At 39.3% G+C, this 25377-nt stretch carries 19 protein-coding genes; 6 read left to right on the forward strand and 13 right to left on the reverse strand.

The window, feature by feature from the left end:
• Positions 1 to 338: 338 nt before the first annotated feature.
• Genes nqrF through BN35_RS11430 form a run of 6 tightly spaced genes read right to left on the reverse strand, consistent with a single transcriptional unit; the run spans position 339 to position 6162 of the window.
• Positions 339 to 1610, reverse strand: coding sequence for an NADH:ubiquinone reductase (Na(+)-transporting) subunit F (gene nqrF / locus BN35_RS11405; protein ID WP_025072700.1), 1272 nt, complete (start codon positions 1608 to 1610; stop codon positions 339 to 341).
• Positions 1611 to 1616: 6 nt separating this feature from the next.
• Positions 1617 to 2225, reverse strand: coding sequence for an NADH:ubiquinone reductase (Na(+)-transporting) subunit E (gene nqrE / locus BN35_RS11410; RefSeq protein WP_008121834.1), 609 nt, complete (start codon positions 2223 to 2225; stop codon positions 1617 to 1619).
• 30 nt (positions 2226 to 2255) lie between these two features.
• A complete protein-coding gene (locus BN35_RS11415; RefSeq protein ID WP_025072701.1) occupies positions 2256 to 2882 on the reverse strand; it encodes an NADH:ubiquinone reductase (Na(+)-transporting) subunit D in 627 nt (208 codons plus the stop codon).
• 14 nt (positions 2883 to 2896) lie between these two features.
• Positions 2897 to 3619 carry an NADH:ubiquinone reductase (Na(+)-transporting) subunit C gene (nqrC, locus tag BN35_RS11420; protein WP_036893638.1) on the reverse strand — a complete coding sequence of 241 codons (723 nt, stop codon included), beginning with the start codon at positions 3617 to 3619 and terminating at the stop codon, positions 2897 to 2899.
• 4 nt (positions 3620 to 3623) lie between these two features.
• Entirely contained in the window at positions 3624 to 4787 is a 1164-nt protein-coding gene (locus BN35_RS11425; protein ID WP_025072703.1) for an NADH:ubiquinone reductase (Na(+)-transporting) subunit B, read from the reverse strand.
• Between the two features lie 4 nt (positions 4788 to 4791).
• Positions 4792 to 6162, reverse strand: coding sequence for a Na(+)-translocating NADH-quinone reductase subunit A (locus tag BN35_RS11430; protein WP_025072704.1), 1371 nt, complete (start codon positions 6160 to 6162; stop codon positions 4792 to 4794).
• Positions 6163 to 6543: 381 nt separating this feature from the next.
• On the opposite strand from BN35_RS11430, the gene BN35_RS11435 reads away from it, so the two are divergent.
• Positions 6544 to 10785 (forward strand): translocation/assembly module TamB domain-containing protein, encoded by a 4242-nt coding sequence (locus tag BN35_RS11435; RefSeq protein ID WP_234396760.1) that lies wholly within the window; start codon positions 6544 to 6546, stop codon positions 10783 to 10785.
• Positions 10786 to 10831: 46 nt separating this feature from the next.
• On the opposite strand, the gene BN35_RS11440 is transcribed toward BN35_RS11435, so the two are convergent.
• The 7 genes from BN35_RS11440 to BN35_RS11470 form a co-directional block, all read right to left on the reverse strand.
• Positions 10832 to 11788, reverse strand: coding sequence for a LuxR C-terminal-related transcriptional regulator (locus BN35_RS11440; protein WP_025072706.1), 957 nt, complete (start codon positions 11786 to 11788; stop codon positions 10832 to 10834).
• 257 nt (positions 11789 to 12045) lie between these two features.
• Entirely contained in the window at positions 12046 to 12849 is an 804-nt protein-coding gene (locus tag BN35_RS11445) for a Fic family protein (RefSeq protein ID WP_081411463.1), read from the reverse strand.
• A gap of 833 nt (positions 12850 to 13682) precedes the next feature.
• Positions 13683 to 15227, reverse strand: a complete 1545-nt coding sequence (gene guaA, locus BN35_RS11450; RefSeq protein WP_025072708.1) for a glutamine-hydrolyzing GMP synthase — start codon at positions 15225 to 15227, stop codon at positions 13683 to 13685.
• A gap of 48 nt (positions 15228 to 15275) precedes the next feature.
• Positions 15276 to 16043 carry a sugar phosphate nucleotidyltransferase gene (locus BN35_RS11455; RefSeq protein WP_025072709.1) on the reverse strand — a complete coding sequence of 256 codons (768 nt, stop codon included), beginning with the start codon at positions 16041 to 16043 and terminating at the stop codon, positions 15276 to 15278.
• A gap of 83 nt (positions 16044 to 16126) precedes the next feature.
• Entirely contained in the window at positions 16127 to 17668 is a 1542-nt protein-coding gene (locus tag BN35_RS11460) for a RapZ C-terminal domain-containing protein (protein ID WP_025072710.1), read from the reverse strand.
• Positions 17669 to 18085: 417 nt separating this feature from the next.
• The gene (gene groL, locus BN35_RS11465) at positions 18086 to 19711 is read right to left on the reverse strand and encodes a chaperonin GroEL (protein ID WP_025072711.1); all 1626 of its coding nucleotides are present in this window, start codon (positions 19709 to 19711) and stop codon (positions 18086 to 18088) included.
• Between the two features lie 68 nt (positions 19712 to 19779).
• Entirely contained in the window at positions 19780 to 20049 is a 270-nt protein-coding gene (locus tag BN35_RS11470) for a co-chaperone GroES (RefSeq protein ID WP_025072712.1), read from the reverse strand.
• Between the two features lie 388 nt (positions 20050 to 20437).
• Between BN35_RS11470 and BN35_RS11475 the strand changes: the two genes are divergently transcribed.
• From BN35_RS11475 to BN35_RS11490, 5 genes are all read left to right on the forward strand, one after another.
• A complete protein-coding gene (locus BN35_RS11475) occupies positions 20438 to 22003 on the forward strand; it encodes an acyl-CoA carboxylase subunit beta (RefSeq protein ID WP_025072713.1) in 1566 nt (521 codons plus the stop codon).
• 24 nt (positions 22004 to 22027) lie between these two features.
• Positions 22028 to 22177 (forward strand): hypothetical protein, encoded by a 150-nt coding sequence (locus BN35_RS13830; protein ID WP_169337616.1) that lies wholly within the window; start codon positions 22028 to 22030, stop codon positions 22175 to 22177.
• 52 nt (positions 22178 to 22229) lie between these two features.
• Positions 22230 to 22655, forward strand: coding sequence for a biotin/lipoyl-containing protein (locus BN35_RS11480; RefSeq protein WP_025072714.1), 426 nt, complete (start codon positions 22230 to 22232; stop codon positions 22653 to 22655).
• A 268-nt stretch (positions 22656 to 22923) separates the two neighbouring features.
• Positions 22924 to 23730: a glycogen/starch synthase gene (locus BN35_RS11485; protein ID WP_008121812.1), complete on the forward strand. Its 807-nt coding sequence runs from the start codon at positions 22924 to 22926 to the stop codon at positions 23728 to 23730.
• A gap of 76 nt (positions 23731 to 23806) precedes the next feature.
• Positions 23807 to 25222 carry a DUF4270 domain-containing protein gene (locus BN35_RS11490; protein WP_025072715.1) on the forward strand — a complete coding sequence of 472 codons (1416 nt, stop codon included), beginning with the start codon at positions 23807 to 23809 and terminating at the stop codon, positions 25220 to 25222.
• Positions 25223 to 25377 lie beyond the last annotated feature (155 nt).

A 25377-nucleotide genomic window follows, 5' to 3' on the forward strand; every position in this document is an offset into this window, starting at 1 on the left:
AAAACAGTCTGTTTTGGACAACTATCTTCATGAGTTAGTGCTGTTATCTCCATGGGTTAACAGCATTGAAGCATGTAAATAACGGGCTTGACTATATGAATACCTAAGCCATCTTCAAGCAAGAGAGGCGAACAACAAAAATCTGTGAAAGTGATTGACAATAGCATGAATAGGAGTCATTCGTAGGATCAGAATTAGTTTACATTCTCACATTCATAAGAAGTATTGCAAATCCTATCAATAATCAAGTTTCAACAATGATATTCAGAATTGAAAAAAGTCGCTGAGATTCAGCGACTTTTATAATTATATGTTAGTTCGTTTTGGTTTGTACCAACTTATCCGAAGTTATCAAACATGATAGATTCAGGATCAACACCAATACTATCTAACATTTTCTGTACAGCGGCACTCATAGGACCAGGACCACACATGTAGTATTCTATGTCTTCGGGAGCCTCATGATCCTTCAAGTAGGTATCATACATTACTTGATGAACAAAACCAGCCGTGTATTTTACTCCTGCTTCATCAGCTACTGGATCAGGTCTGTCCAAAGCCAAATGGAAGTGGAAGTTAGGATATTCTTTTTCTAACTCGTGGAAGTCGTCTAAGAAGAAGGCTTCGTTCAGAGAGCGAGCACCGTAGAAATAGTGCATCTCGCGATCTCTTGTGTGCAGCGTTTTAAGCATATACATGATTTGGCTTCGTAGAGGAGCCATACCAGCACCACCGCCGACCCAAATCATCTCTTTCTTAGAGTCGAAGATGGGATGGAAGTCACCGTAAGGTCCACTCATCTTTACCTTATCACCCGGTTTCAAAGAGAAGATATAACTGGAAGCAATTCCTGTAGGAACATTTTGGAATCCTACCTGTGGACGTGGCTTAAATGGAGTGGATGCAATACGCACCGTCAGCATGATAATATCTCCTTCCTCAGGATAGTTCGCCATAGAGTAAGCGCGAACGGTGGGTTCTGGATTGTGAGCCTTGAGTGATAAGATATTAAATTTCTTCCATGCACCAATGTATTCTTCGCCAATGTCATTCTTGTCGAAATCTTTGTCGTAATCGATAACATCAAACGCAGGAATAGATATTTGAGCATAAGAGCCTGGGATGAAGTCCATATGCTCGCCAGGAGGCAATTGCACTTTGAACTCTTTGATGAAGCTCGACACGTTTTTATTGCTGATGACGGTGCATTCCCATTCTTTAACACCTAAAACGGTTTCAGGTATTTTGATTTTTAAGTCACCTTTCACCTTGCACTGACATCCCAAACGCCAATTATTCTTTATCTCTTTTCTTGAAAAGTGAGGACGCTCTGAATCCAAGATTTCACCTCCTCCTTCAATCACTTGTAATTTGCATTGTCCACAACTGCCCTTTCCGCCACATGCAGAGGGTAAGTAAATACCATTTTGAGTGAGGGTACTCATGATAGAAGCACCTTGTGGAACGCTGAGTGTCTTATCTTCGTTAATAATGATGTTGACATTTCCGCTTGGAGACAAATATTTTTTTGCAACAAGCAAAATAATGACAAGTAAGAGTATTACACTCAAGAAAACAATAATACTTGTTAATATAAAACTAAAGTTCATAGCTGATTATATTTTTAGTCCAGAGAAGCACATCATGGCGATAGCCATTAGTCCTACTGTTATAAATGTAATACCGAGTCCTTGCAAAGGCTTTGGTACATCACTATATTCTAATTTCTCACGAATGGCACCCATCAACACAATAGCGAGTGTCCATCCTAATCCACTACCCACGGCATAAGCGATGGCATCGAAGATATTACCGATATATTGGGTGTTGCTTGGATCCAAGTTGATACGCTGTTGCATAAACATGGAGCCACCCATAATGGCACAGTTTACGGCAATCAGTGGGAGGAATATACCCAAAGATGAATACAATGAAGGACTGTATTTCTCCACCAACATTTCAACTAATTGAGTGATACCTGCGATGACCGCAATAAAGATGATAAAACTAAGATAGCTTAACCCTAATGGATCGAGTATTTTGGTTTGTAGGAGATAATCCACTGGAACGGTGACAAACAGTACAAACGTTACAGCCATTCCTAAACCAAACGAGGTTTTCACATTCTTCGATACAGCCAAAAATGAACACATTCCTAAGAAGAATGCAAAAATCATATTGTCGACAAATATCGATCTAAAAAATAATGATATGATATGTTCCATAATAATTCTAATTAAAATATTTAGTATCCGTTACTGTTCTTCTTTATAGAAATATGCGCGGTGAATCCAAATAACACATCCTACAAGAATCAATGCCATGGCTGGCATCGCCATCATACCATTATTCATATATCCAAAGTCATAGAAAGACGATGGAATAATCGTAAATCCTAATAAAGTACCTCTACCAAATAATTCACGGAAAGCTCCCACAATAACTAAAATCATTGCATAGCCTAACCCATTACCTACTCCATCAAGAAAAGATGGCCAAGGTTTGTTCATCATCGCAAATGCCTCTAAGCGTCCCATCAGAATACAGTTGGTAATAATCAAAGCCACATATACTGAAAGCTGAACACTCACATCATACGCATAAGCTTTTAGAATCTGACTGACAATCGTCACTAATGCCGCAACGACAACCAGCTGCACGATGATACGGATTCGCATTGGGATGGTGTTGCGAATAATCGAAATAATTACATTTGAAAATGCAGTAATAACCGTCACTGCCAATCCCATGACAATAGCTGGCTTTAATTGTGAAGTTACTGCCAAAGCCGAACAGATTCCCAAGACTTGAACCAAAATAGGATGATCCAAATTGAGGGGGTTTGTAAAGACTTTCTTATTTTGTGTTGAAAATAATGACATAATTATAAATCAATTTAATGAGCTTTTAAGAAATTCATATATGCACCTAAACAAGTCTGCAACATCTCAGTTACACCGTTAGAAGTGAGCGTAGCGCCCGTTATACCATCGACTTGCGTCGAAGGGTCTTCCACCTTTTTACTAACAGCCAATGCGATTTTATGGGGATCTTGTGCAAATAGTTTTTTACCTTGGAACTGGTTTTGCCATGCGCGGTTGTCTTTAATTTCAGCTCCCAATCCAGCTGTTTCACTTTCATGGTCGAAGTAAGTTCCGAAGACAGTCGACTTGTCTGCATTAATGGCAATATAACCGTTGATAGCTCCCCATAGTCCCATGCCATAAACAGGTATCACATATTTGGTTTGTCCATCAATCTTACAAACGAAGAGTGCTAACTTTCCATTCTTAAAGTCTGCTGAATTGAGCTTAAAACCGTAGTTTTCTCCACCCTGTTCACCTTTCTCAAGAACATTCCCCTGCTCATCTATGATTTCATCAGCAAGTACAACTTCTTGATACTTTGCAGCAGCTTCTTCATTATTCAAATCTCTAATATTCAACGAATTTAATATCTGCTTCTTCTTGTCCAATGCAACGTTAGCATCTTGCATAGGTTTCAAAGCCTGGAATACAAAAGCCAACAAGAACGCAACAAGAATCACGATAATGATTGAATATATAATCGTATAGGAATTAGAATTGGTATTCAATCCTTTTTTATTTTCTTCAGCCATTGTCTTATTTATTATCAGCAGTTAAACGTTTCATTCTATTATTAATATTGTGTTGAACTACACAATAGTCAATCAGTGGGGCAAACATATTTGCAAACAATATGGAGAGCATCATACCTTCTGGATATCCTGGATTCATGACACGAATAATCACCGTCATTACTCCAATCAGAGCTCCATAGATGTACTTACCAGTCTCTGTGCGTGTAGATGTTACAGGATCAGTGGCCATAAAGACAGCACCAAAACAAAAGCCTCCTAAAATTAAATGTTCATACCATTCAATTGGAGTCATTCCAAGAGATTGGAAAAGCACAGCCATGATACCACCTCCTGCAAAAACACTGAACATTGTTTTCCATGAAGCAATGCCTGTGAGAAGTAAGAGTATCGCACCCAAGGCTATCGCAATGACGCTTGTTTCGCCAACAGAACCAGGTATTAATCCTATCATCATTTCATTGATGGTATAAGGGATGTCCGTGTGCTGTGCCAACTCACCTAAAGGAGTTGCCATCGTAGTAGCATCTGGTAATGTATTTCCTAATCCAAAAATGGAATGATTAGCTACCCAGACAGTATCTCCTGTCATTTCACTTGGATAGGAAAAGAACAAAAAGGCACGAGCCGATAAAGCAACATTAAAAATATTCATGCCTGTACCCCCAAATATTTCCTTGCATAAGATAACTGCAAATGCAATGGATAAAGCTAACATCCATAATGGACAGCTTATTGGAATAATGAGTGGCATCAACATACCTGTAACAAGATATCCTTCTTGTATCTCTTCTTTTTTCCATTGTGCCCAGGCAAACTCAATACCTAATCCCACAATATAAGAAACCAAAATCTTTGGTAACAGAGCAAGAAATCCAAAACCAAACATCTCCCAAAAGGAAGCGTTTGCCAATTGGCCTGCAGCAGAATAGTTTTGATAACCAATATTATACATTCCGAACAAAAGCGCAGGCATTAGGGCAATGACCACTAAACTCATGATTCGCTTGGAATCAATGGCATCATGGATATGTGCACCCGTCTTGGCTGTTGTGTTCGGAACATAAAGGAAACTCTCAAAACCGTCATAAATACTCCAAAAAGCGTGGAGTTTTCCACCTTCTTCGAAGTGTGGCTTGATTTTATTTAAATATTTTTTCAAACTCATATCCTTATGCGTTTTCTTTACGTAATGTATCTAATCCCTTACGTACGATTTTCTGTAGTTCTAATTTAGAAGAATCAACAAATTCAGCAACGGCAAAGTCTTCTGGTGAAACTTCATAAATACCTAACTGTTCCTGTTTGTCAATATCTCCAGCTATTAAAGCTTTTATCAGATATTCACCAAAGATATCCATTGGCAACACCTTATCATATTCGCCGCTCATAATCATGTGGCGTTTTCCTCCTTTAATACGAGCATCCACATCGTACTTCTTGTCTTTCCCCATTAACCAAGAGAAATAACTGTGTGAAGCAGAGAATTGATTGGTTCTTGGCAAAATCCAACCAAATAACTCGTCAGCTTGATTACCTTCTGGAATGACGCATACCTCTGAAGTATGAGCTCCTAAGAAATCATTCAGATGACACTGTCTTCCTGTCAAAGGATTTCCGTTGATAATACGAAGACATTCACCATCTTCTGGATTTATCTTTTTTGTCACTTGTCCAGCTAATAGGTCTGATATCGGAGTTCCCACCAAAGCATCAACATACTTTGGTTCGTTCACTTCACTACCAGCTACAGCCACTGTTCGTATAAGTTGTACTTTGCCTGTCAAGAACAAACGACCTATGAATATCACGGCAGTAGGCTCAACGGTCCAAACTACTTCGCCCTTATTTACAGGTGCGATGTGGTTAATTTGTACACCAACATTACCCGAAGGACATGGACCATCGAAAACGGTCACTTCAACATCCTTTGCTTGCGTTAATGCTGTTGCTTTCTGATTCGCATGAATATTCAGATAGGTTCTCGCTATCTTAGACAAAGCCGTTAATCCAGTCTGAAAAGCTTCTTCATTGCCTTGCAGCTCAAACTCAAACTTTCCTGCCAAAGGCATGTTTCTAAATCCCGACACGAAGATAGCTCTCGGACATTTTTTTGGGTTAGTTGATACCGCATAAGGCAACTGGTTGATATAACCGAAGATGCCTGCTTCTAACAATGATTCGATGACTTGCTCAGAAGAAAGTTGAGTTACATCTTTCTTTCCGTAATCAACAAACTCTTGTTGTTGTGAAGTTTCCACGACAACAGCCATTACCTTGCGCCTTTCACCTCTCACGATTGACTTTACTTTCCCACTCACAGGCGATGAGAATTTCACCTCAGGAAAGTTCTTGTTGACAAAGAGTGCTTCACCAGCTTTCACTTCGTCACCAATGTGTACAATCACTTTAGGGGTTACACCGACAAAATCGTCTGGAACGAGCGCATATTCATGACTCAGTTTCAAGGACGTTTTTTCATCCTTGGCTCTCCCTTTAAGATTAATGTCTAAGCCCTTACGTAACTTAATTACATTTACCATAAATTATATAAATTAAATCTTGTTCAAACAAAAAAGCATATATGAATTTTCTAAACGCTATCTGTTTGGCAAAATTAGTAACTTTTACTGATTAATAAAAGAAATTCCAGGCATTTATTTACTTCGTACAGAAAAATGATGTAATTTTGCAGCCAATTAATAAAGATTGCCCTGAGAAAGTTCAAAAATATATTAAATATTGCTTTATGGAGCATTGTAGGATTTTATCTTACAATAGTTATTTTGTTGCACATTCCAGCAATTCAGACTTTAATGGGGCAACAAGCTGGAAGCTATTTATCCAAACGTTTTGGGACACAAGTTCGTGTCGAACGAGTTTATTTAGGTTTTTTGAATCGATTGGTTATAGATGGGTTATTCATGAACGACCAAAAAGGAGTCTCCATGCTCCAAGCTTCACGTCTTTCGATAAAGCTTGATGTGTTCTCATTGATGCGTGGAGGAATTAACATCTCGTCTGCACAGTTATTTGGGATAAAAGCCAATTTATATCAAGCGAACAAGCATGAACAAGCAAACTTTCAATTTCTTATTGATTCACTTGCATCTAAGGACACCACTTCACAATCCACGCCAATCAATCTAAACTCAATGATTATCCGTCGTGGAAGCCTTCTTTATCGAGTTCTTGATCAACCCAAAAGAAATCATTTTTCTTTCAATGATTTGGCATTAACAGAGATAAGTTCGCACATTGTTTTTAATCATATTTCGAATGACTCTCTCAATGTAAAGTTAAAAAACTTATCGTTTAAGGAAAAGTCTGGATTGCATGTTAAATCATTAACTGCTAAGTTAATAGCAAACTCCTCTTCATGTTTTTTAGAGAAATTCAACCTCTCTCTCCCCCATTCAACGCTTCATGTCGACGAAGTTCGCACAAATTATCATCAAAAGAATCATCACATTGATTTATCTACAATTTCATACAAGGGTAAAATCAAAAACTCAAAGCTTACATTAGCAGACTTTTCTTTTTTAGATGCTCAACTCTCCAAGTATACTTCTCCGCTTGACATCAAAACCTCGTTTCATGGAAATCGAAGTTCATTGACACTATCTAACTTGCAGGTACAAGCAAACAAGATGTTCAAAGCTACTGCAAACGCAACACTACAGGACTTGGATAAAAACCTGAAATGGATGTTGGAGCTTAAAGAATTGGAAGCAACCAACAAAATGTTGACAGCATTTTTCCCGAAGATAGCGCAAGAGTCTCCTTTTCAACACTTCACAAATCTGAAATTAAAAGGTATGGCTCGCGGTACTCAACAAAACTTCAACATTGATGGTCAACTGGCATCAAACCTTGGTGAAGTGAAGTTTCTTTTGCATAAAGAGAAAAACAACTACAACGGAGCTTTAGAAACAATAGAGCTTAGTCTTGATAAACTACTGGAAAGAAAAGATTTAGGAAACATTACCGCACGATTAGAACTGAAAGATTTTCAAAGAAATTCGATCCATTCTAAATTCCTATTGAAGGGAGATATATCGAAAATTGGCTATAAGGGTTACACCTATCACCATATTTATATTGACGGCAACGGTCTATTAAATCCTAAAAATGAGCTTACAAGTTTTGAGGGAGTTGCAAATCTCAATGATCCTAACGGAGAACTTCATATTAGAGGAAAAGTAAATCGTCATCAAACAATTTACCAAGTGCAATTAGATGCGCAGGCGAAAGATTTACATTTAGCAGCGCTCAATATTTCTAAGAAGTTTCCTCACCGTAGAGTCAGTTTTGAAGTTGGTGCAAATGTTTCTGGTAAATCATTAAAGGATGCAACAGGTCAATTGAGCTTAAATCAACTTAGAATTGTTGATCAGCGTTCGCAATATCAACTTAACCATTTGGATTTGAAGACTGGCTTTGATGAAAAGAATGAACATTTTGTATCTCTTAATGGGGATTTTGGAAGTGCTATGATTGTAGGCACATTCGATTACGATGCGCTTTCTCAAAATGTTGTTAACATCTTGATAGAGAAGTTACCCAGTTTGCAGCACTTAACCCCAATACGTCAACGGCATACCGCTCCCACGAATGCTCGACTTTACGCAGATATTCGCAATACAGATTGGGCACCTTACTTCTTTGATATTCCATTTGTGCTACATCAACCTCTACAAATTAGTGGAACCATGGAGAGTTCACAGAATTTGATGAATGTCCATATTACAGCACCAGATTTTACTTATCAAGGTAAGAAATATTATCAATGCTATGTTCACCTTCAAACACGCCAAGATACACTTTGTATAGATGCCGAACTGAATCGCTTGAACAAGCAAAACAAGAAATGGTCATGGTCGGTAAAGTCTGCAGCTGCCAACAATCATTTATTGACAAAACTCTCTTTTGATAATCATGAAGCGCATCCCTTCCGAGGCACTGTCAACACTGAAACACAATTCTTCAAGAATAACAAAGGCGATGCGGCTGCCCATATCAGCATACATCCTTCTGAAATATTAGTGGAAGATAGTATTTGGAGAATAGAACCCTCTGACATTATTTATAGTAAGAATCATTTGAATGTAGATTACTTCTCTATTCACCACGATGATCAGCACGTCATTGTTAGTGGATTGGCAACCCGCAATCCTAATGATTCGCTTTTGATAGACTTAAAAGATATTGACGTTAGCTATGTTCTGAATCTTCTTAACTTTCATGCTGTAGAGTTTGGCGGCTTACTGTCTGGCAAGGCTGTAGCGTCTGGATTGTTTGGAAATCCGAAAGGTCATGCCGATGTGCTGGTAAATCAATTCAAATTCGAGACAGGAAGAATGGGCGCCTTAGATGCGCACGTTGCTTGGAACGAAAAGGCTAAACAGATTGACATTAACGCTGTTGCCAATGATGAACATCGCAAAACGGTAATTAATGGGTACGTTTCTCCTGAACGTGATTACTTGGATTTAGACATATTAGCCAACAACACTCGCTTAGAGTTCTTGGAGGGCTTTTGCGATAGCTTTATGCAACAGGTAGATGCGAATGGCCGTGGTCGGCTTCGACTCTTTGGAAACTTAGGTAGTTTGAACTTAACGGGACAGGTAGTAGCAGATGGAACCGTTGGAATTACGCCCATTCATACTACCTATACCTTAAAGAACGATACGATTCGATTAGTCCCTAACGAAATTATTTTTAATCATAACATCATTTACGATCGTCAGCAACACACCGGAATCCTTAATGGCGCATTAAAACATGACCACCTGAGTGATATACAATGCGATTTGCATGTGAAAGCAAATCATTTGTTGGCTTATGATACACACGATTTTGGAGAGGAAAACTTTTATGGAACCGCTTATTTAACAGGAGATTGTAGCATTAAAACTAAGAGCGGTGAACTGACTATAGATGTGGATGCGACTCCGCAAAAAGGCTCACAATTTGTTTACAATGTTGCTGGCTATGGACATTTAGATACACAAAAGTTTATCAAATGGACGTCACAAGCTGACTCTATGAAGAATGGTACGACGAATGAACTCGAACCACTGCAACAAACAACACAATTCCTGCGAGAAATCCCAAGTGACATACGACTTAACTTCCTTATCAATTGTACGCCAAACATGGAGATTAAACTTATTATGGACAACCAGACAGGCGACTACATCTCCTTGAGAGGGAATGGAGTGTTACGAACCAATTACTATAATAAGGGAACCTTTGATATCTATGGCAATTACGTGGTAGATCATGGCATCTATCGTCTGACGGTTCAAAATATCATCAAAAAAGATTTCCAGTTTAGACAAGGAGGAACGATTGCATTTGGTGGAAATCCATACCTTGCCACCTTAGACCTAAATGCCATTTACACAGTGAATGGTGTTAGCTTAGCTGACTTGAATATCGGCAAGTCTTTCACAAGAAATAATACTCGTGTCAACTGTTTGATGAATATCACTGGCACTCCCGATACGCCGCAAATTGATTTCAACTTAGACCTGCCAACCATTAACAATGATGCAAAGCAAATGGTATATAGTTTGATGAATAGTGAAGAAGAAATGAAGCAACAAGTTTTGTATCTTCTCGCAGTAGGTAGATTCTATTCACAGGAAACCAAAAATGCAGCTATCAACAACCCCACTCAACCCAGTCAAGCAACGTTAGCCATGCAAAGCATTTTGAGTGGAACATTGAGTCAACAGATAAATACGGTCTTAAATTCTGTGATTGACAATACCAATTGGAACTTCGGTGCGAATATTTCCCCCGGAACAGAAGGATTTAACAATGCAGAATATGAAGGGAGCTTGTCTGGACGATTATTAGATAACCGCCTAAATATCAATGGGCAATTTGGATATCGTGACAATCCAAATGCGACCACTACTTTTATTGGCGATTTTGATATCAAATACTTACTCTATCCGAATGGCAATTTGGCGGTAAAGATTTATAATCAGACCAATGACCGATATTTCACGCGCAACAGTTTAACAACACAAGGAGTGGGCTTAATTATCAAGAAAGACTTTACAAACCTACGTGACTTGTTTGGAAGGAGACGTCAGAAAAAAGTCAAAACAAAAACTCCAGACAACTCACCACAACCCAAAACTAAATAAAAAGAAAAGCGGAAACAATTTATTCCTTGACGGTTTGAAAAGCACGTTATAACTTAACGTTGCGAATATCTATCAGATTATTCACTATTGCGTAAATTGTTAAACCCGATGGAGAATGTATTTGCAGCTTTCGCGCTATATTTCGACGGTGTGTAATCACCGTATTGATAGAAATAAATAGATGGTCGGCAATCTCTTTATTCGTCATACCTTGTACCAAACTGACGATAACCTCCTTTTCGCGCTCGCTTAAAATTTCCTGACTATGTGGTACCTGACTGAGCATCGAAGATATCTTAATGGAAACATCACTCTGTCTTAACTTCTTTTCTATATGTCGAATGGCAGGAATAAATATTTCATCTTCTACCATAGAATGAAGCGTAAGCCACTGTTCGCAATTATAAATATCGTACAATGTGGCTGTCAGCTGATTGTTCATCAGTCCATTAGAAGGTAAATACTTAATAATGATATTCTTTAACTCCTTCAGCTTCAAGTCTGTTTGTCCATGGTGCTTAGAATAAGTCTCAATATCGTATGTTTCGTTGATTTTACCATTCAATAAATCATCAACATACGGAAAAACATTCTTCTCCTCATACCGCATGTGGTTTCTGATAGAATGTGCGTATTCATCATATAGTTTCAAGATGAGTCGAGCCAAGTTATTGGTTTCGTCCAAAGCGCCTGCCAGTTCCTTTCGAATGAATGGTAATTGAAAATCAAGATAATACGAATGACTTGCACGTAAATATTGAATCAGGGTAGGAATATTCAGTTCATTTGAATCTTCATCCCCCTTATACCCATTTATGGTGAGGTTCACTATCGCCAAAAAAGTATAAGTATCCACATTCTGACTCTCACAAACTTCACGAACCGTTTTGTCACCAAAGCCTAAGTTGATGCCAAACGATCCAAGGCTTTGAAGAACACTATAGTTATCTCCAATAATGGAAATAAGCTTATCTTCAGGTTCGTACATCTTATGAACTTTCATTGTTTCAATCTTGTTATAACAATATTTGGGTACAAATATATATATATTTTACAATATATCAATCATTATTTTAGGGTATTTATCGATTAATTTTATTATTTCAAAGCTTCAATCGGTTTACTCGAATGAGATAATCGTACAAAACATCGTGTCAAGGCTGTTCACTCAATGAACGATAAAGCTCCGATGCCCCTTCATTGATTTTTTGTTCTGTTAATCCTTCATTGATTTAATGTTCTGAAATGGCGAATGGAATTCTATTTTTCTTCCTCCTCACCCAAAGACAACTTGTAATTATCAATTTCTTGTTGGAGATTCTTGGCGTGTTCCTTGAACATGAAGTTTTGGAAAGGCAAACATGAATCTTCTTCTCTTGATTTTGCCAAAGCTTCGATGTATTCGGCTTTGTCTTCCACTAATACCTTACTGGGAACCAAACCGAACTCTGTTTGAAGATGATTCATCATCAATCTCGACATCTTTCCATTACCGTCTACCCATGGATGAATCGTTACAAGCTTCAGATGTGCGTCAAAGCTCAGACGGTATTGCTCATATACATCAGGTTCTTTAATGAGATTTGTACGTCTCTCATTCATTTCTTTGCAGAAATCGTCTAACTTTTGTGGAACCTTTAGGTAACTCATGTAAGACTTTCCCATTGTTCCTGCCGTTACGTTTACCCGACGTAAATCTCCCTTTGACGAGTCAAATACACCACCCGGTGCATTGACTACCCCTCCTGTGCGTCTCATTACAATTGAAGACAGTTCATTTAGCATGTCGATGGAGAAAGAGATGTGTTCCTTCGCCATTTCCATGCTTCTTTCATAGGCTGCCTTTAGGTCGAGGTTCATATTCTGCTCAATAATACTTTTGCCCTTGGCAGTAAGTCCTTCGTCAAAGAGTAGCTGGTTCTCCACCTCAGTCATCGTCGAGCCTTCGATAGCAGTTGAATGAGTTATGATGGAATAGAGATAGAACTTTTCATAGTCTATCTGGTCTTGGAAGCTCAATCTCCTATGTTCTTCCAATATGTCTAAAAAATCTTGCTTATTCATCATCATCTAACATTTATGACAGCAAATATACTAACTTATAAGGAGTCATACAATTTTTTGTAATAAGAAAAAAGCTCGCCAATCCGATAGCGCAGTTATGTGGCTATCTATGTTGTGTGTAATGAACAAGATGCCTTCACCTTTCCCTGACAACAAGTGTCCTTAGCATTTCATCATCACATTCGATCAAAATGATTTTTTACAATGAAAACCATCCATAAAGCAGCCTATATAGGTTTGGAAGCTCGCTGCATGGAATGATAATTATTGCTGAATTTCCTTTACAAAGTGCCTCTCATAACTCGCGTGTAAATCACCAACAACAAAGTGGGTCGCAAATACGCGAGTTATGCGCGAGGTTTATAATCTCTTGTTATTGAATATGTTACGAATAAAGTCTCTCCTTTTACTCCCCTTTCCCCCATTTTTCTTCGACTAACCCATTGAGATAAGCTAACTATTTGCATGCTTTAATGCGCTTGAAGTATGTGAATAACACCGCTAATGTATGTTTCCAAGACCGTAAAGTCAATGTTTCAGCTTCGAGAGACGTTTATTTTGTTAAAATCAGTGCATTTTTGCATCTCGTTTGCCTATTGATTTTTTCTATTTTGAAGATTTTAGATGGTTGTTTTTTGGTAAAATAATAGGACAAAAGCAACGAATGTTTATGCCAAAAATAAGAAGGACAAAACAGTGTAGAGGTTTCATCCATCAGATGAAATGAAAAGTGGCATTGGCAATACCTACCAGTACTGCCAATGCCTACTTTGACAAAAGGACAGGATATACTGCTTCTCTACCTCTGAAGCACTATACCCATACCACTATATTTATTCCCACTCAATCGTCGAAGGTGGTTTTGACGAAATGTCATAGCATACGCGATTTACACCCTTGACCTTATTGATGATTTCGTTAGACACCTTGGCAAGAAACTCGTATGGCAAGTGCGCCCAGTCTGCAGTCATGGCATCGGTGCTGGTAACCGCACGAAGTGCAACAGGATGCTCGTAGGTGCGTTCATCCCCCATCACACCAACACTCCGTATGGTGGAGAGAAGTATTGTCCCTGCTTGCCACACCTTGTCGTAGAGAGGTTGTCCATCCTCACAAATCCATTGATGCAGTGCTTCAATATAAATATCGTCAGCAGCCTGAAGTATGGCTACCTTTTCAGGGGTAATATCGCCCAAAATGCGGACTGCCAAGCCTGGACCGGGGAACGGATGACGTTTAATCAGGTGTTCGGGCATCTCCAACTGTTGCCCTACACGACGCACCTCGTCCTTGAACAACCATTGAAGAGGTTCGCAAAGTTTCAGCTTCATCTCCTTAGGAAGTCCGCCAACGTTATGATGACTCTTAATCACCATTCCTGTAATGCTTAGACTTTCTATTCTGTCTGGATAGATAGTACCTTGTGCCAACCATTTAGCATCTGTGATTTTCTTGGCTTCTGCATTAAACACCTCGACAAAGTCACGACCTATAATCTTACGCTTTTCTTCAGGATCGGTAACGCCTTTCAAGTCTTGAAAGAACTTTTTGCTGGCATCTACACCAATGACATTGAGCCCCAAACCTTCGTATGCCTTCATCACGCGCTTAAACTCATCTTTGCGCAGCATCCCATGGTCTACAAAAATACAAGTGAGATTTTTTCCTATCGCCTTGTTTAATAGCGTGGCACAAACGGAAGAATCTACTCCTCCACTTAGGCCTAAAATGACTCGATCGTTACCTAACTGCTGTTTAAGCTCCTTCACTGTGGTTTCCACAAATGAGGCTGGGCTCCATTGTTGTTTACTTCCACAAATATCAACCACAAAGTTTTTCAACAAAGTAGTACCCTGTGTGGTGTGAAAAACTTCAGGATGAAACTGAACTGCCCACATTGGATATGTATCACTGGCATAGGCTGCATAGTGTACATCAGCAGTACTTGCGATGACATGACAATCGGAAGGAATTGAAGTAATGGTATCTCCATGGCTCATCCATACCTGTGAATGAGGCTCAAAACCTTTGAAAAGCGGATTTTCTGCATCAAAGTCTTTAAGGAGCGCACGCCCATATTCACGCGTCTCCGTGCGTTCAACCTTTCCACCATGAGTATGCGAAATAAATTGTGCACCATAACAAATACCTAAAACAGGATATTTGCCCATGAAATCGGATAAATTGCACTGGAAGGCCTCACGATCATGAACAGAATAAGGTGAGCCACTAAGGATGACACCGATAATAGAGTCGTCGTTTTTTGGAAACTTGTTATACGGCAGAATCTCGCAGAAGGTATCCAGTTCGCGTACACGTCGACCAATCAACTGTGTGGTTTGCGAACCAAAATCTAAGATAATAATCTTCTGTTGCATATAGCTATAATTGAAAATGAATAATATCGAATGAATGTATCAAATGAATCAACTTGTTGGACGAGACTGAGATGAAGTCGGGGGAGTATCCCATTGAGACATAAACGCAGCTGCTTGACTCAGTGTCTCTGGTTTGCCAACATCCAATAGTTGCAGTTTTGTATCTATATAAGCTTTTATGGGTATGTGTTTACAAATATCTAAATAAAAATCAATGATACTAAAACTGGAAGGATAATCCTGCATCAGTGGAAACAATGTTGGCGAAAAGTTGTGAATGCCCGCAAAGGCAAACATCTTACAATGAGCAGGATTGATATCTGAAAAAGGTGAGCGTACCTCTCCAGTCTCAATATTGGTCCACCCTACCAATTTTAATGTTTCATCAAAAAGTAGATAGCGTTTAGTTTTTCGCTCACTCACAAGTAAGGTGGCTGCAGCATCTTGATTACTTGTATAGAAATGGGACAAATCTACATTGCTCAATATATCCACATTGTGGATAAGGATTCGCTCCTGTGTAAATAGTTTCTGCGCATACTTGATACCCCCACCCGTGTTAAGAAGTGTCTCTCTTTCTTCACTAATGAGAATGTCTATGCCAAAGTTGTCGTGCGCATGAAGGAAGTCGATGATTTGCTGCGAGAAGTGGTGTACGTTGACAATGATACGCTCAAAACCAGCTTTCTTCAATCGTTCGATAACCAATTGAAGCAACGGAACACCATCAACCTGAACCAATGCTTTGGGCATGTGGTCTGTCAAGGGGCGTAATCGAGTGCCTAAACCAGCTGCAAAAATCATGGCTTGCTTCATGATATGTATTCTATTTTGTTGAACTTGTTATTTTCTACGACTTCTTTCAAGCCGCTGTCTCATGCGAATGGGTGTAACATCCTTTATTTAGCGGGCAAGGTTTGATTGATATTTTGTTCTCTATGAATGATTCTTACCTCAATGCCAAACTTGTCATGGATGTGTTCTGCCAAATGTTGTGCCGCATAAACACTTCGATGTTGCCCTCCTGTACAGCCAAACGAGAACATCAAACTCGTGAAGCCACGCTCTATGTAACGGCTCACGTGGCGATCTGCCAACTTGTAAATGTGGTCTAAAAAAGTAAGTATCTCGCCATCAGACTCCAAGAAACGAATCACGGGTTCGTCCAATCCTGTGAGACATTTATAAGGTTCATAACGCCCTGGGTTGTGAGTAGAGCGACAATCAAAGACATATCCTCCCCCATTACCACTCGAATCTTCTGGGATTCCTTTGTGGAACGAAAAACTGTAAACACGCACTACCAAGACTCCCCCACCGTCATATTTGGAAAAGGTAGCAGGTCCGTCGACAGGATTGGCATGATAAATATTATGTTGGGCTATTTTATAGCCGTCAGTTCGCTTTGTCTTTGGCTGTTCTACGATAGCAAATTGTGGCAATTCGGTGAGCTGTTTGAGAATGTCCATCATATAAGGATAGTTAGAAACTACTCCATTGAGCTTCAGTAGCTCACGCAAATTCTGTATCGCAGGCGGAATTGAAGATAAGAAATGTTTTTTACGTTCAAAGTAACCTCGAAAGCCATAAGCGCCCAATACTTGCAAAGTACGAAATAAAACAAAAAGGCTAAGTCGCTCAACAAAGTGACGACTGGATGGAACTTCAATGTATCGTTTCAGCGAGTTATAGTAAGCAAAGACTAAATCACGCCGCAATTTGAAAGGATATTTTGCCGAAGCCTGCCACAAAAACGAGGCTAAGTCATAATAGAACGGACCTTTTCTTCCACCTTGATAATCAATAAAATGTGGATTGCCCTGCTTGTCAATCATCACATTGCGTGCTTGGAAGTCGCGATAAAGAAAGTATTCGGAGGGTTCTGCTGTTAGATCTTTAGCAAATAAGCGGAAGTTAGCTTCTAATTTCAGTTCATGAAAATCAATTCCTGTAGCCTTAAGGAAGCAATATTTGAAATAATTTAAATCAAACAACACACTATCTGCATCAAATGTAGGTTGTGGATAGCAATGTTTGAAATCCAAGCCACGGGCACCCTGTATCTGCATTGCAGGCAGTGCCTCTAAGGTACGCAGAAGTAATTTTTTCTCTTTTTGCGTATAACGCCCTCCCGCTTCACGGGCATCTTTCAGCAAATCAAACAGCGATCTGGTGCCTAAATCTGTCTGTAAGTAACGAAGTTGATCGTCACCGACAGCTAATATTTTAGGAACAGGCAGCAACTGTTTGGAAAAATGATTTGTCAGATAAATAAAGGCGTGGTTCTCATCACGGCTCGTACCTATCACTCCTATCGTCGTCTCTCCTTTAGAATTGGTAAAACGATAATAGCTACGGTTACTCCCAGCGCCTTCTATGGGATCTATTTTTATGGGTTTCTCGTGCTCCCACTGTGTATAAAGCTCTATTAATTTCTCCATATCTTTTATAGCCAAGTATCCCTCATAGGATTCATACAAAACTCTTTGTCAACAAGAAGATTCTGCCATGCAGATACTTGCCTTGTGTAAAGTACTGCAAAAATAATCATTTTTCATCAAATAGCCATCTTGTTCACAAGAAAAAGGTACAGATAAAAAGAAATCGGATGTCATCTCGACATCCGATATTCTTAAAACAAACTACTTAAAAACTAATCTACTAAAACAAATCAAAAATATCTTTTAAGCATTCACAGCTAAATACATTTTGGTAAGTTTTTTGATGTTTATATTGCAAAGATATATATATTCTTTGAAATTCAAAAGGATTTGTGCAAAAAAAATCAAATAAAAAACAAAAAGAGACGAATCCTTATGATTCGTCCCTTCATATTTATCTCAAAAAAGAGGTTTTGTTTACATCATTCCGCCCATTCCAGGAGCTGCTGGCATTGCTGGCTTTTCCTCTGGTTTGTCTACAATGAGGCATTCTGTTGTTAAGAACATTCCTGCAATAGAGGCTGCATTTTCCAAAGCAACACGTGCCACCTTTGCTGGGTCAACAATTCCTGCTTGGCGTAAATCCTCGTAAGTTTCGGTGCGAGCATTATAGCCATAATCACCTTTACTTTCACGAACTTTGTCCACAACTACTGCTCCTTCGCCACCTGCATTTGCAACAATCTGGCGTAAAGGCTCTTCAATTGCGCGTTCAACAATTTTGATACCAGTCTGTTCGTCACTATTTACACCCTTCAAGTCTTTCAGCGCATCCAGTGCACGGATGTAGGTAGTACCGCCACCTACAACAACACCTTCCTCAATTGCAGCACGGGTAGCACAAAGGGCATCGTCAACACGATCTTTCTTCTCCTTCATTTCTACTTCGCTGTTAGCTCCTACATAAAGAACTGCCACACCACCTGACAATTTAGCCAAACGTTCTTGCAACTTCTCTTTATCGTATGAACTTGTTGTGTGCTCAATTTCATTCTTGATTTGACTGATACGAGCTTGAATGTTTTCACTTTGTCCAGCACCATTAACAATGGTTGTGTTGTCCTTTGTTACTGTCACTTTATCAGCAGAACCTAACATTTCAAGAGTAGCTTGCTCCAATTTCAAGCCTTTCTCCTCGCTGATAACCACGCCACCTGTTAAAATAGCGATGTCTTCAAGCATAGCTTTTCTGCGATCACCAAATCCAGGAGCCTTCACAGCACATATTTTCAATGCTGCACGCAAACGGTTTACTACCAATGTTGTCAATGCCTCAGAATCAACATCTTCTGCAATAACGAGCAAAGGACGGCCACTTTCTGCAGCTGGCTGTAAGATAGGAAGGAAATCTTTGATGTTAGAAATCTTTTTGTCGTAAATCAAAATGTATGGATTTTCCATGACACTTTCCATCTTATCTGTGTCTGTTACGAAATAACTGGAAAGATATCCACGGTCGAATTGCATTCCTTCAACAACACCGATATTGGTATCACGGCTCTTACTTTCCTCAATAGTGATGACACCGTTCTTGCTTACTTTGCGCATGGCATCAGCCAAAAGCTTTCCAATCTCTGGATCATTGTTAGCAGAAACCGTAGCAACTTGCTCAATCTTATCGTAATTGTCGCCTACTTGCTCTGCATTAGACTTGATATAACCAACTACTGCATTAACTGCTTTGTCGATTCCTCTTTTCAAATCCATAGGGTTAGCACCAGCAGTAACGTTTTTCAAACCTTCTGAAACAATGGCTTGTGTCAATATTGTTGCGGTGGTGGTACCGTCACCTGCATCGTCACCAGTTTTGGATGCAACGCTCTTTACCAATTGAGCACCTGTATTCTCAAACGAATCCTCTAACTCAATTTCTTTAGCAACAGTTACTCCATCTTTTGTTATTTGTGGAGCACCAAACTTTTTCTCAATAACAACATTACGTCCTTTAGGACCTAAAGTGATTTTTACAGCGTTAGCCAACTGGTCAACACCCTGTTTAAGCAAATCTCTTGCTTCTTCATCAAATTTAATATCTTTAGCCATATCTTTATTTTCTTTGTTTGTATCTAAATTATTTTTATTGAATCAATGCTTCTATCTTATACGTTCAACTATTTAACAATAGCGAGTACATCACTTTGACGCATCATCAAGTATTTTTCACCCTCATACTCAAGTTCGGTTCCGCTGTACTTTCCATAGAGTACTTCGTCGCCTTCTTTAAGAATCATCTCTTCATCTTTTGTTCCATTCCCAACAGCTACTATCTTTCCATGTAATGGTTTTTCTTTCGCTGTATCAGGAATAATAATTCCACCTACTTTTTCTTCTGCAGGTGCAGGAAGCACCAAAACTCGGTCTGCTAATGGTTTAATGTTCATAATCATTATATTTTAAGTTATTCATAAATTGCATTTTCAGGATTATGATGCCGCATGAGTAGCAACACTTGTTCTGAACCAAACACCCCTACCTATACGAAAAGTGTGCCAAAATTACAGCTGACAAGTTTGGCAGTGTTATATATGACAGATATGTCAGTCATTCTAAATTGATAGTTGTATTGAGACAAAATGTCATTGTTCGCTTCTTAGAACTCAATAATGCGCCTAAACTTGAAAATAAGAAAAGAAGACATTAGCAACATGAAAATGCATCTCCATTCTTAATCCCATATAACATATTTTACATAGATAGCTTTGAGGCTTTCGTGAAATATTATTATCTTTGCAAAGTCAAATTAGGAATAAAATTCATACTAATATAATTATGAGTAAACAAGTAGAAAAGATTAAAACATTGGTAGAAAAACGGGAGCAAGCTCGACTTGGAGGAGGTCTAAAAGCCATTGAAAAGCAGCATGCCCGTGGCAAATATACAGCACGTGAACGCATAGATATGCTCGTTGATGAAGGCTCTTTCGAAGAGTACGATATGTTCAAACTTCATCAATGCCATAACTTCGGAATGGAAAAGAAACAAATCTTGGGAGATGGTGTTGTGACAGGTAGTGCCACTATCGACGGACGTTTAGTTTACGTTTACGCACAAGATTTCACCGTCAACGGTGGTTCTTTATCTCTTACCATGGCTCAAAAGATTTGTAAGATTATGGATTTAGCCATGCAAAATGGTGCTCCAATCATTTGTATGAATGACTCTGGAGGTGCTCGAATACAAGAGGGAATCTGTGCATTGGCTGGATATGGAGAAATATTTGAAAGAAATATCTTAGCAAGCGGTGTTGTTCCACAAATTTCTGCCATATTAGGTCCATGCGCTGGAGGTGCTGTTTACTCTCCTGCACTCACGGACTTCATTTTTATGTCAGAAAGAACAAGTTATATGTTCCTCACAGGTCCTAAAGTCGTAAAGACCGTTACGGGTGAGGATATTGATGCAGAACATTTGGGAGGAGCCAGTGTTCATGCTACGAAAAGTGGTGTTACCCACTTCACTGCAAAGAATGATACAGAAGTCTTGGCATTGATTAAAACCCTTCTTAGTTATCTTCCCTCTAACAATACCGAAGAAGCTCCTCGCTTACAGAATGAAGATCCCATCAACAGAACGAGTGATTTGCTAAACGAGATATTACCAGATGATCCGAATCAAGCCTATAATATGTATAAGGTGATAGGCGAAATAACCGACAATGGTGAATTCTTTGAAGTCCAACCCAAGTTCGCAAAGAATCTCATTACAGGATTTGCACGTTTCAATGGACAGAGTGTGGGCATTGTTGCCAACCAGCCACAGGCTTATGCAGGCGTTCTCGATACCAATGCGAGCCGCAAGGGTGCTCGTTTTGTTCGTTTTTGTGATGCCTTCAACATTCCAATCGTTTCGTTGGTAGACGTACCCGGATTCTTGCCCGGTACGGGTCAGGAATATAATGCGGTGATTCTTCATGGCGCACAATTACTCTATGCTTATGGCGAAGCTACTGTACCTAAGATTACTATCACTCTCCGAAAGAGTTATGGTGGTAGCCACATCGTAATGGGATGCAAGCAATTGCGCTCCGACCTCAACTTTGCATGGCCAACAGCCGAAATCGCTGTGATGGGTGCATCAGGTGCTGTAGCTGTGTTAAGTGCTAAAGAAGCAAAGATGAAGAAAGAAGCTGGCGAGGATGTTCGTGCTTTCTTGGCAGAAAAAGAAGAAGAATACACCAACCTCTTTGCTAATCCTTATCAGGCAGCACAATATGGTTATATTGACGATGTTATTGAACCAAGAAATACAAGATTTAGAATCTGTAGAGGTTTGGCACAGTTAGCACACAAACGTCAGCAGCTTCCAGCCAAGAAACATGGCTGTATGCCAATGTAATCAACCGCTCAACATTCAAATAAAATGGATAAGAATATATATGCAGCCATTGCTATGGCTCTCTTTGAATATCAGGGAAATAATGTGCACGATATTGAGCCTGGAAAGATTACTATTCTACCCAAGCAAACTTTATGGAATGCTAAATTCCTCTCTTTCACTGAGAGACCCTAACTAATCACAGTTCATAATCTCTCGTCAATCAACGAGAATGGAAATATAGGATATGAAAACATTTAAATATATCATCGACGGAAAAGAATATCAAGTCGAAATAACCGATGTAGTCGACAACAAAGCGCAGGTAACTGTCAACGGAAAGGACTTTCAAGTAGAAATGGAAGCGAAGCCCGAAGCAGAGAAGAAAACTGTAACTCCACTGCCCCAGTCGGACGAGAAGATAGAAACAGAGCCTTCTATCACTGGACAGGTTAATACAGAACAGGCTATCAAAGCCCCACTCCCTGGCGTTATCACAGAAATAAAGGTATCAGTTGGCGATCAAGTGAAAGCTGGAGATACCGTCGTAGTATTGGAAGCCATGAAGATGGCAAATAATATTGAGGCTGAAAAGGATGGAACCGTCACTGCTATTTGCATCAAACAGGGCGAAAGTGTCATGGAAGACACACCCATGGTGGTCATAGAATAAGCATTCATGACCTTCCTTTTACGTTAGACATCTAACAACTGTGTAGATAGACAGCTGTTAGATGTCTTTTCTTTTGTGATAAATTCTTATTCTAATCATAAAAAATACTGAAAATGAGACGTTAAATTTTCAATTTGAAAATAAACCGACCTTATTTTCATTTATTTTTTGTATCTTTGCATGGAGCATAGCATGTAACCTGTAGTATCGTACTACAAAGTCTTTCATTCTTAGCTCTGACAATAAACAAGTAAATGCCAAAGAGGACATGACAAAAAAGATTTTATTCATCAATCAAGAGATGATGCCATACGTCCCAGAGACAGAAATGTCCAAGATGGGTCGCGAACTTCCACAAACGATGCAGGAAAGTGGTTACGAGATCAGAACATTTATGCCTAAATGGGGAAACATAAATGAGCGGCGCGGCCAGCTACATGAGGTAATCCGCCTTTCTGGAATGAACCTCATCATCGACGAGACCGATCACCCACTACTCATCAAGGTGGCATCCATACCACAAGTAAGAATTCAAGTTTACTTTATTGACAACGAAGACTATTTTACCAAACGCCAAATGACCGTTGACGAATCGGGTGATGAATACCCTGACAACGGAGAACGCGCTATATTCTTTGCACGTGGTGTATTGGAAACGGTCAAAAAATTACGTTGGGTACCCGATATTATCCATTGTCAAGGCTGGATGGGAGCAGTAGTTCCTTTCTATGTGAAGACTGCTTTCAAGGACGAGCCTTCGTTTGCGAATGCAAAAGTCATCACGGCTCTATTTCAAAACCAGCTTAAGAAGGATTTGGGAACCAATTTCAAACGCTGCGTGGAATACAGAGATGCAAAGGTAGACTTATTGGATGCTTACCACGAAAAGTTTGACTTCTTTGAATTAGGCAAATTAGCCATTGACTATAGCGATGGAATTATTGAGACTGGTAACGATGTCAACAAAGACCTCATACAGTATGCCAAGAGCAAAGACATCCCATTCCTTGACGACCCGGGAAAGGAATATGCAAAGGCATATCAAGATTTTTATGATTTAATTCTCGAGAAATAAAGCTTTTTATAGATTGATAAGTCTTCCGTTAGACCGTTTATATCGTATAAAAGTCCGTACAATAGCATAAACACAAATGAAGAATCAGTTTATCGCAATCATCGCTTTTGCTGCTTTTTTGCTCGCATCATGCGACGACACCACAGATACACTCGGTGGATCACTCACAAACAAGATGGACAAACTGGAGATTTCGGCAGATACATTCATGGTATCTACACGCTCCATTGCTGCCGACTCCGTACTCTCTCGAAATACCATAGGGTATTTAGGTAAAATCAAGGATTCCGAAACGGGTGGTTATATCACAGGTAATTATATGACCCAATTTCGAATACCTGAGAACTATGCTTTCCCAAGTGCGCAACAAATGACGCATAAGATAAACGACATCATCGTAGCAGACTCTTGCGAAATCCGTCTTTACTACGCAACTTTTTACGGAGACTCATTGGCTCCAATGAAAGTAACGGCTTATGCGATGAGCAAACCTATGAATGAAGATCGAAAATACTACTCTAATTTCGACCCTATCAAGCAAGGTTACGTCTCACCAAATGCGTATCAGGTAGACAAAATCTATACGCTCGCGGATGCCAAAGCACAAGCTGGAAAATCCAACAACGGCAATAGTAGCAAGTATATTACCATTAAGCTCAACCAACCTTATACTGCGCCGGACGGTAAGGAATATAACAATTTTGGTACATATGTGCTGCAACAATATTATCAGCATCCTGCGTATTTCAAGAATTCATTTTCGTTTGCCCAACATGTGGTGTCAGGTTTTTATCTAAAGAATGCAAGTGGACTTGGCTCAATGGTTTATATCAATTTGAGTCAATTAAACATTTACTTCACTTTCAAACATAATAATAAGGAACAAGTCGGGAGTGCTTCGTTTTCTGGCACAGAAGAAGTGCTTCAAACTTCCAACATATCTAACGATGCACACACCATTCAAAGTTTGGTAAACAATCATGAGCATACGTATTTGAAGTCACCCGCAGGCATCTTTACAGAACTGACTATCCCCGTTGATGAGATTTTGAAAGGTCATGAAAAGGACTCACTGAATGCGGCAAAAATTCATTTAGCCCGACTAAACAATCTCGTGAATAGCAAATACGCATTGGACATTCCTCAAACACTCTTATTGGTTCAAAAGGATAGTCTTTACAGTTTTTTTGAAAACAAGCGCATCGCAGATTATAAAACGTCGTTTTTAGCAACCTATAATCCAGCTAACAACGGATACACCTTTCATAATATAGGAAGCGTCATCAAGGAAATGAAGAAAAACAAGATGGCAGGTACACGCTCCAAAGATTGGAATAAATTGGTGGTGATACCCGTTCAGGCAACATATTACTCGTACAATCAAAACAAAATTCTTACACGAGTAGTGCATGACATGTCACTCACCAGCACACGCCTGTTGGGTGGAAATCAACCACTGAGTTTATCTGTCATTTACTCACACTTCCAATAGATGGCTGACAATTATTTAGAAAGGAAACAAAGAGAGTACGAAGAGCATAAAGCGGCTTGGCTCAAGAAGAAAAAGTTACACTTGCAAAAACCCAAACAGCTCGTTCGAAAAGAGAATCAATAAACAACATGAAAAGGTATTTTACTATTCAAAGT

The organism is Hoylesella timonensis 4401737 = DSM 22865 = JCM 15640 (assembly GCF_000455445.1).
Taxonomy (GTDB): Bacteria; Bacteroidota; Bacteroidia; order Bacteroidales; family Bacteroidaceae; genus Prevotella; species Prevotella timonensis.

Bases quoted from the DNA above. Each gene is read 5' to 3' on its own strand.
- BN35_RS11435 (WP_234396760.1), top strand. From the start codon at position 6,544: ATGAACGACCAAAAAGGAGTCTCCATGCTCCAAGCTTCACGTCTTTCG.
- groL (WP_025072711.1), bottom strand. From the start codon at position 19,711: ATGGCTAAAGATATTAAATTTGATGAAGAAGCAAGAGATTTGCTTAAA.
- BN35_RS11455 (WP_025072709.1), bottom strand. From the start codon at position 16,043: ATGAAGCAAGCCATGATTTTTGCAGCTGGTTTAGGCACTCGATTACGC.
- BN35_RS11425 (WP_025072703.1), bottom strand. From the start codon at position 4,787: ATGAGTTTGAAAAAATATTTAAATAAAATCAAGCCACACTTCGAAGAA.
- guaA (WP_025072708.1), bottom strand. From the start codon at position 15,227: ATGCAACAGAAGATTATTATCTTAGATTTTGGTTCGCAAACCACACAG.
- BN35_RS11480 (WP_025072714.1), top strand. From the start codon at position 22,230: ATGAAAACATTTAAATATATCATCGACGGAAAAGAATATCAAGTCGAA.
- BN35_RS11430 (WP_025072704.1), bottom strand. From the start codon at position 6,162: ATGGTAAATGTAATTAAGTTACGTAAGGGCTTAGACATTAATCTTAAA.
- nqrE (WP_008121834.1), bottom strand. From the start codon at position 2,225: ATGGAACATATCATATCATTATTTTTTAGATCGATATTTGTCGACAAT.
- BN35_RS11440 (WP_025072706.1), bottom strand. From the start codon at position 11,788: ATGAAAGTTCATAAGATGTACGAACCTGAAGATAAGCTTATTTCCATT.
- BN35_RS11485 (WP_008121812.1), top strand. From the start codon at position 22,924: ATGACAAAAAAGATTTTATTCATCAATCAAGAGATGATGCCATACGTC.
- BN35_RS11460 (WP_025072710.1), bottom strand. From the start codon at position 17,668: ATGGAGAAATTAATAGAGCTTTATACACAGTGGGAGCACGAGAAACCC.
- BN35_RS11475 (WP_025072713.1), top strand. From the start codon at position 20,438: ATGAGTAAACAAGTAGAAAAGATTAAAACATTGGTAGAAAAACGGGAG.
- BN35_RS13830 (WP_169337616.1), top strand. From the start codon at position 22,028: ATGGATAAGAATATATATGCAGCCATTGCTATGGCTCTCTTTGAATAT.
- BN35_RS11470 (WP_025072712.1), bottom strand. From the start codon at position 20,049: ATGAACATTAAACCATTAGCAGACCGAGTTTTGGTGCTTCCTGCACCT.
- nqrC (WP_036893638.1), bottom strand. From the start codon at position 3,619: ATGGCTGAAGAAAATAAAAAAGGATTGAATACCAATTCTAATTCCTAT.
- nqrF (WP_025072700.1), bottom strand. From the start codon at position 1,610: ATGAACTTTAGTTTTATATTAACAAGTATTATTGTTTTCTTGAGTGTA.
- BN35_RS11490 (WP_025072715.1), top strand. From the start codon at position 23,807: ATGAAGAATCAGTTTATCGCAATCATCGCTTTTGCTGCTTTTTTGCTC.
- BN35_RS11415 (WP_025072701.1), bottom strand. From the start codon at position 2,882: ATGTCATTATTTTCAACACAAAATAAGAAAGTCTTTACAAACCCCCTC.
- BN35_RS11445 (WP_081411463.1), bottom strand. From the start codon at position 12,849: ATGAATAAGCAAGATTTTTTAGACATATTGGAAGAACATAGGAGATTG.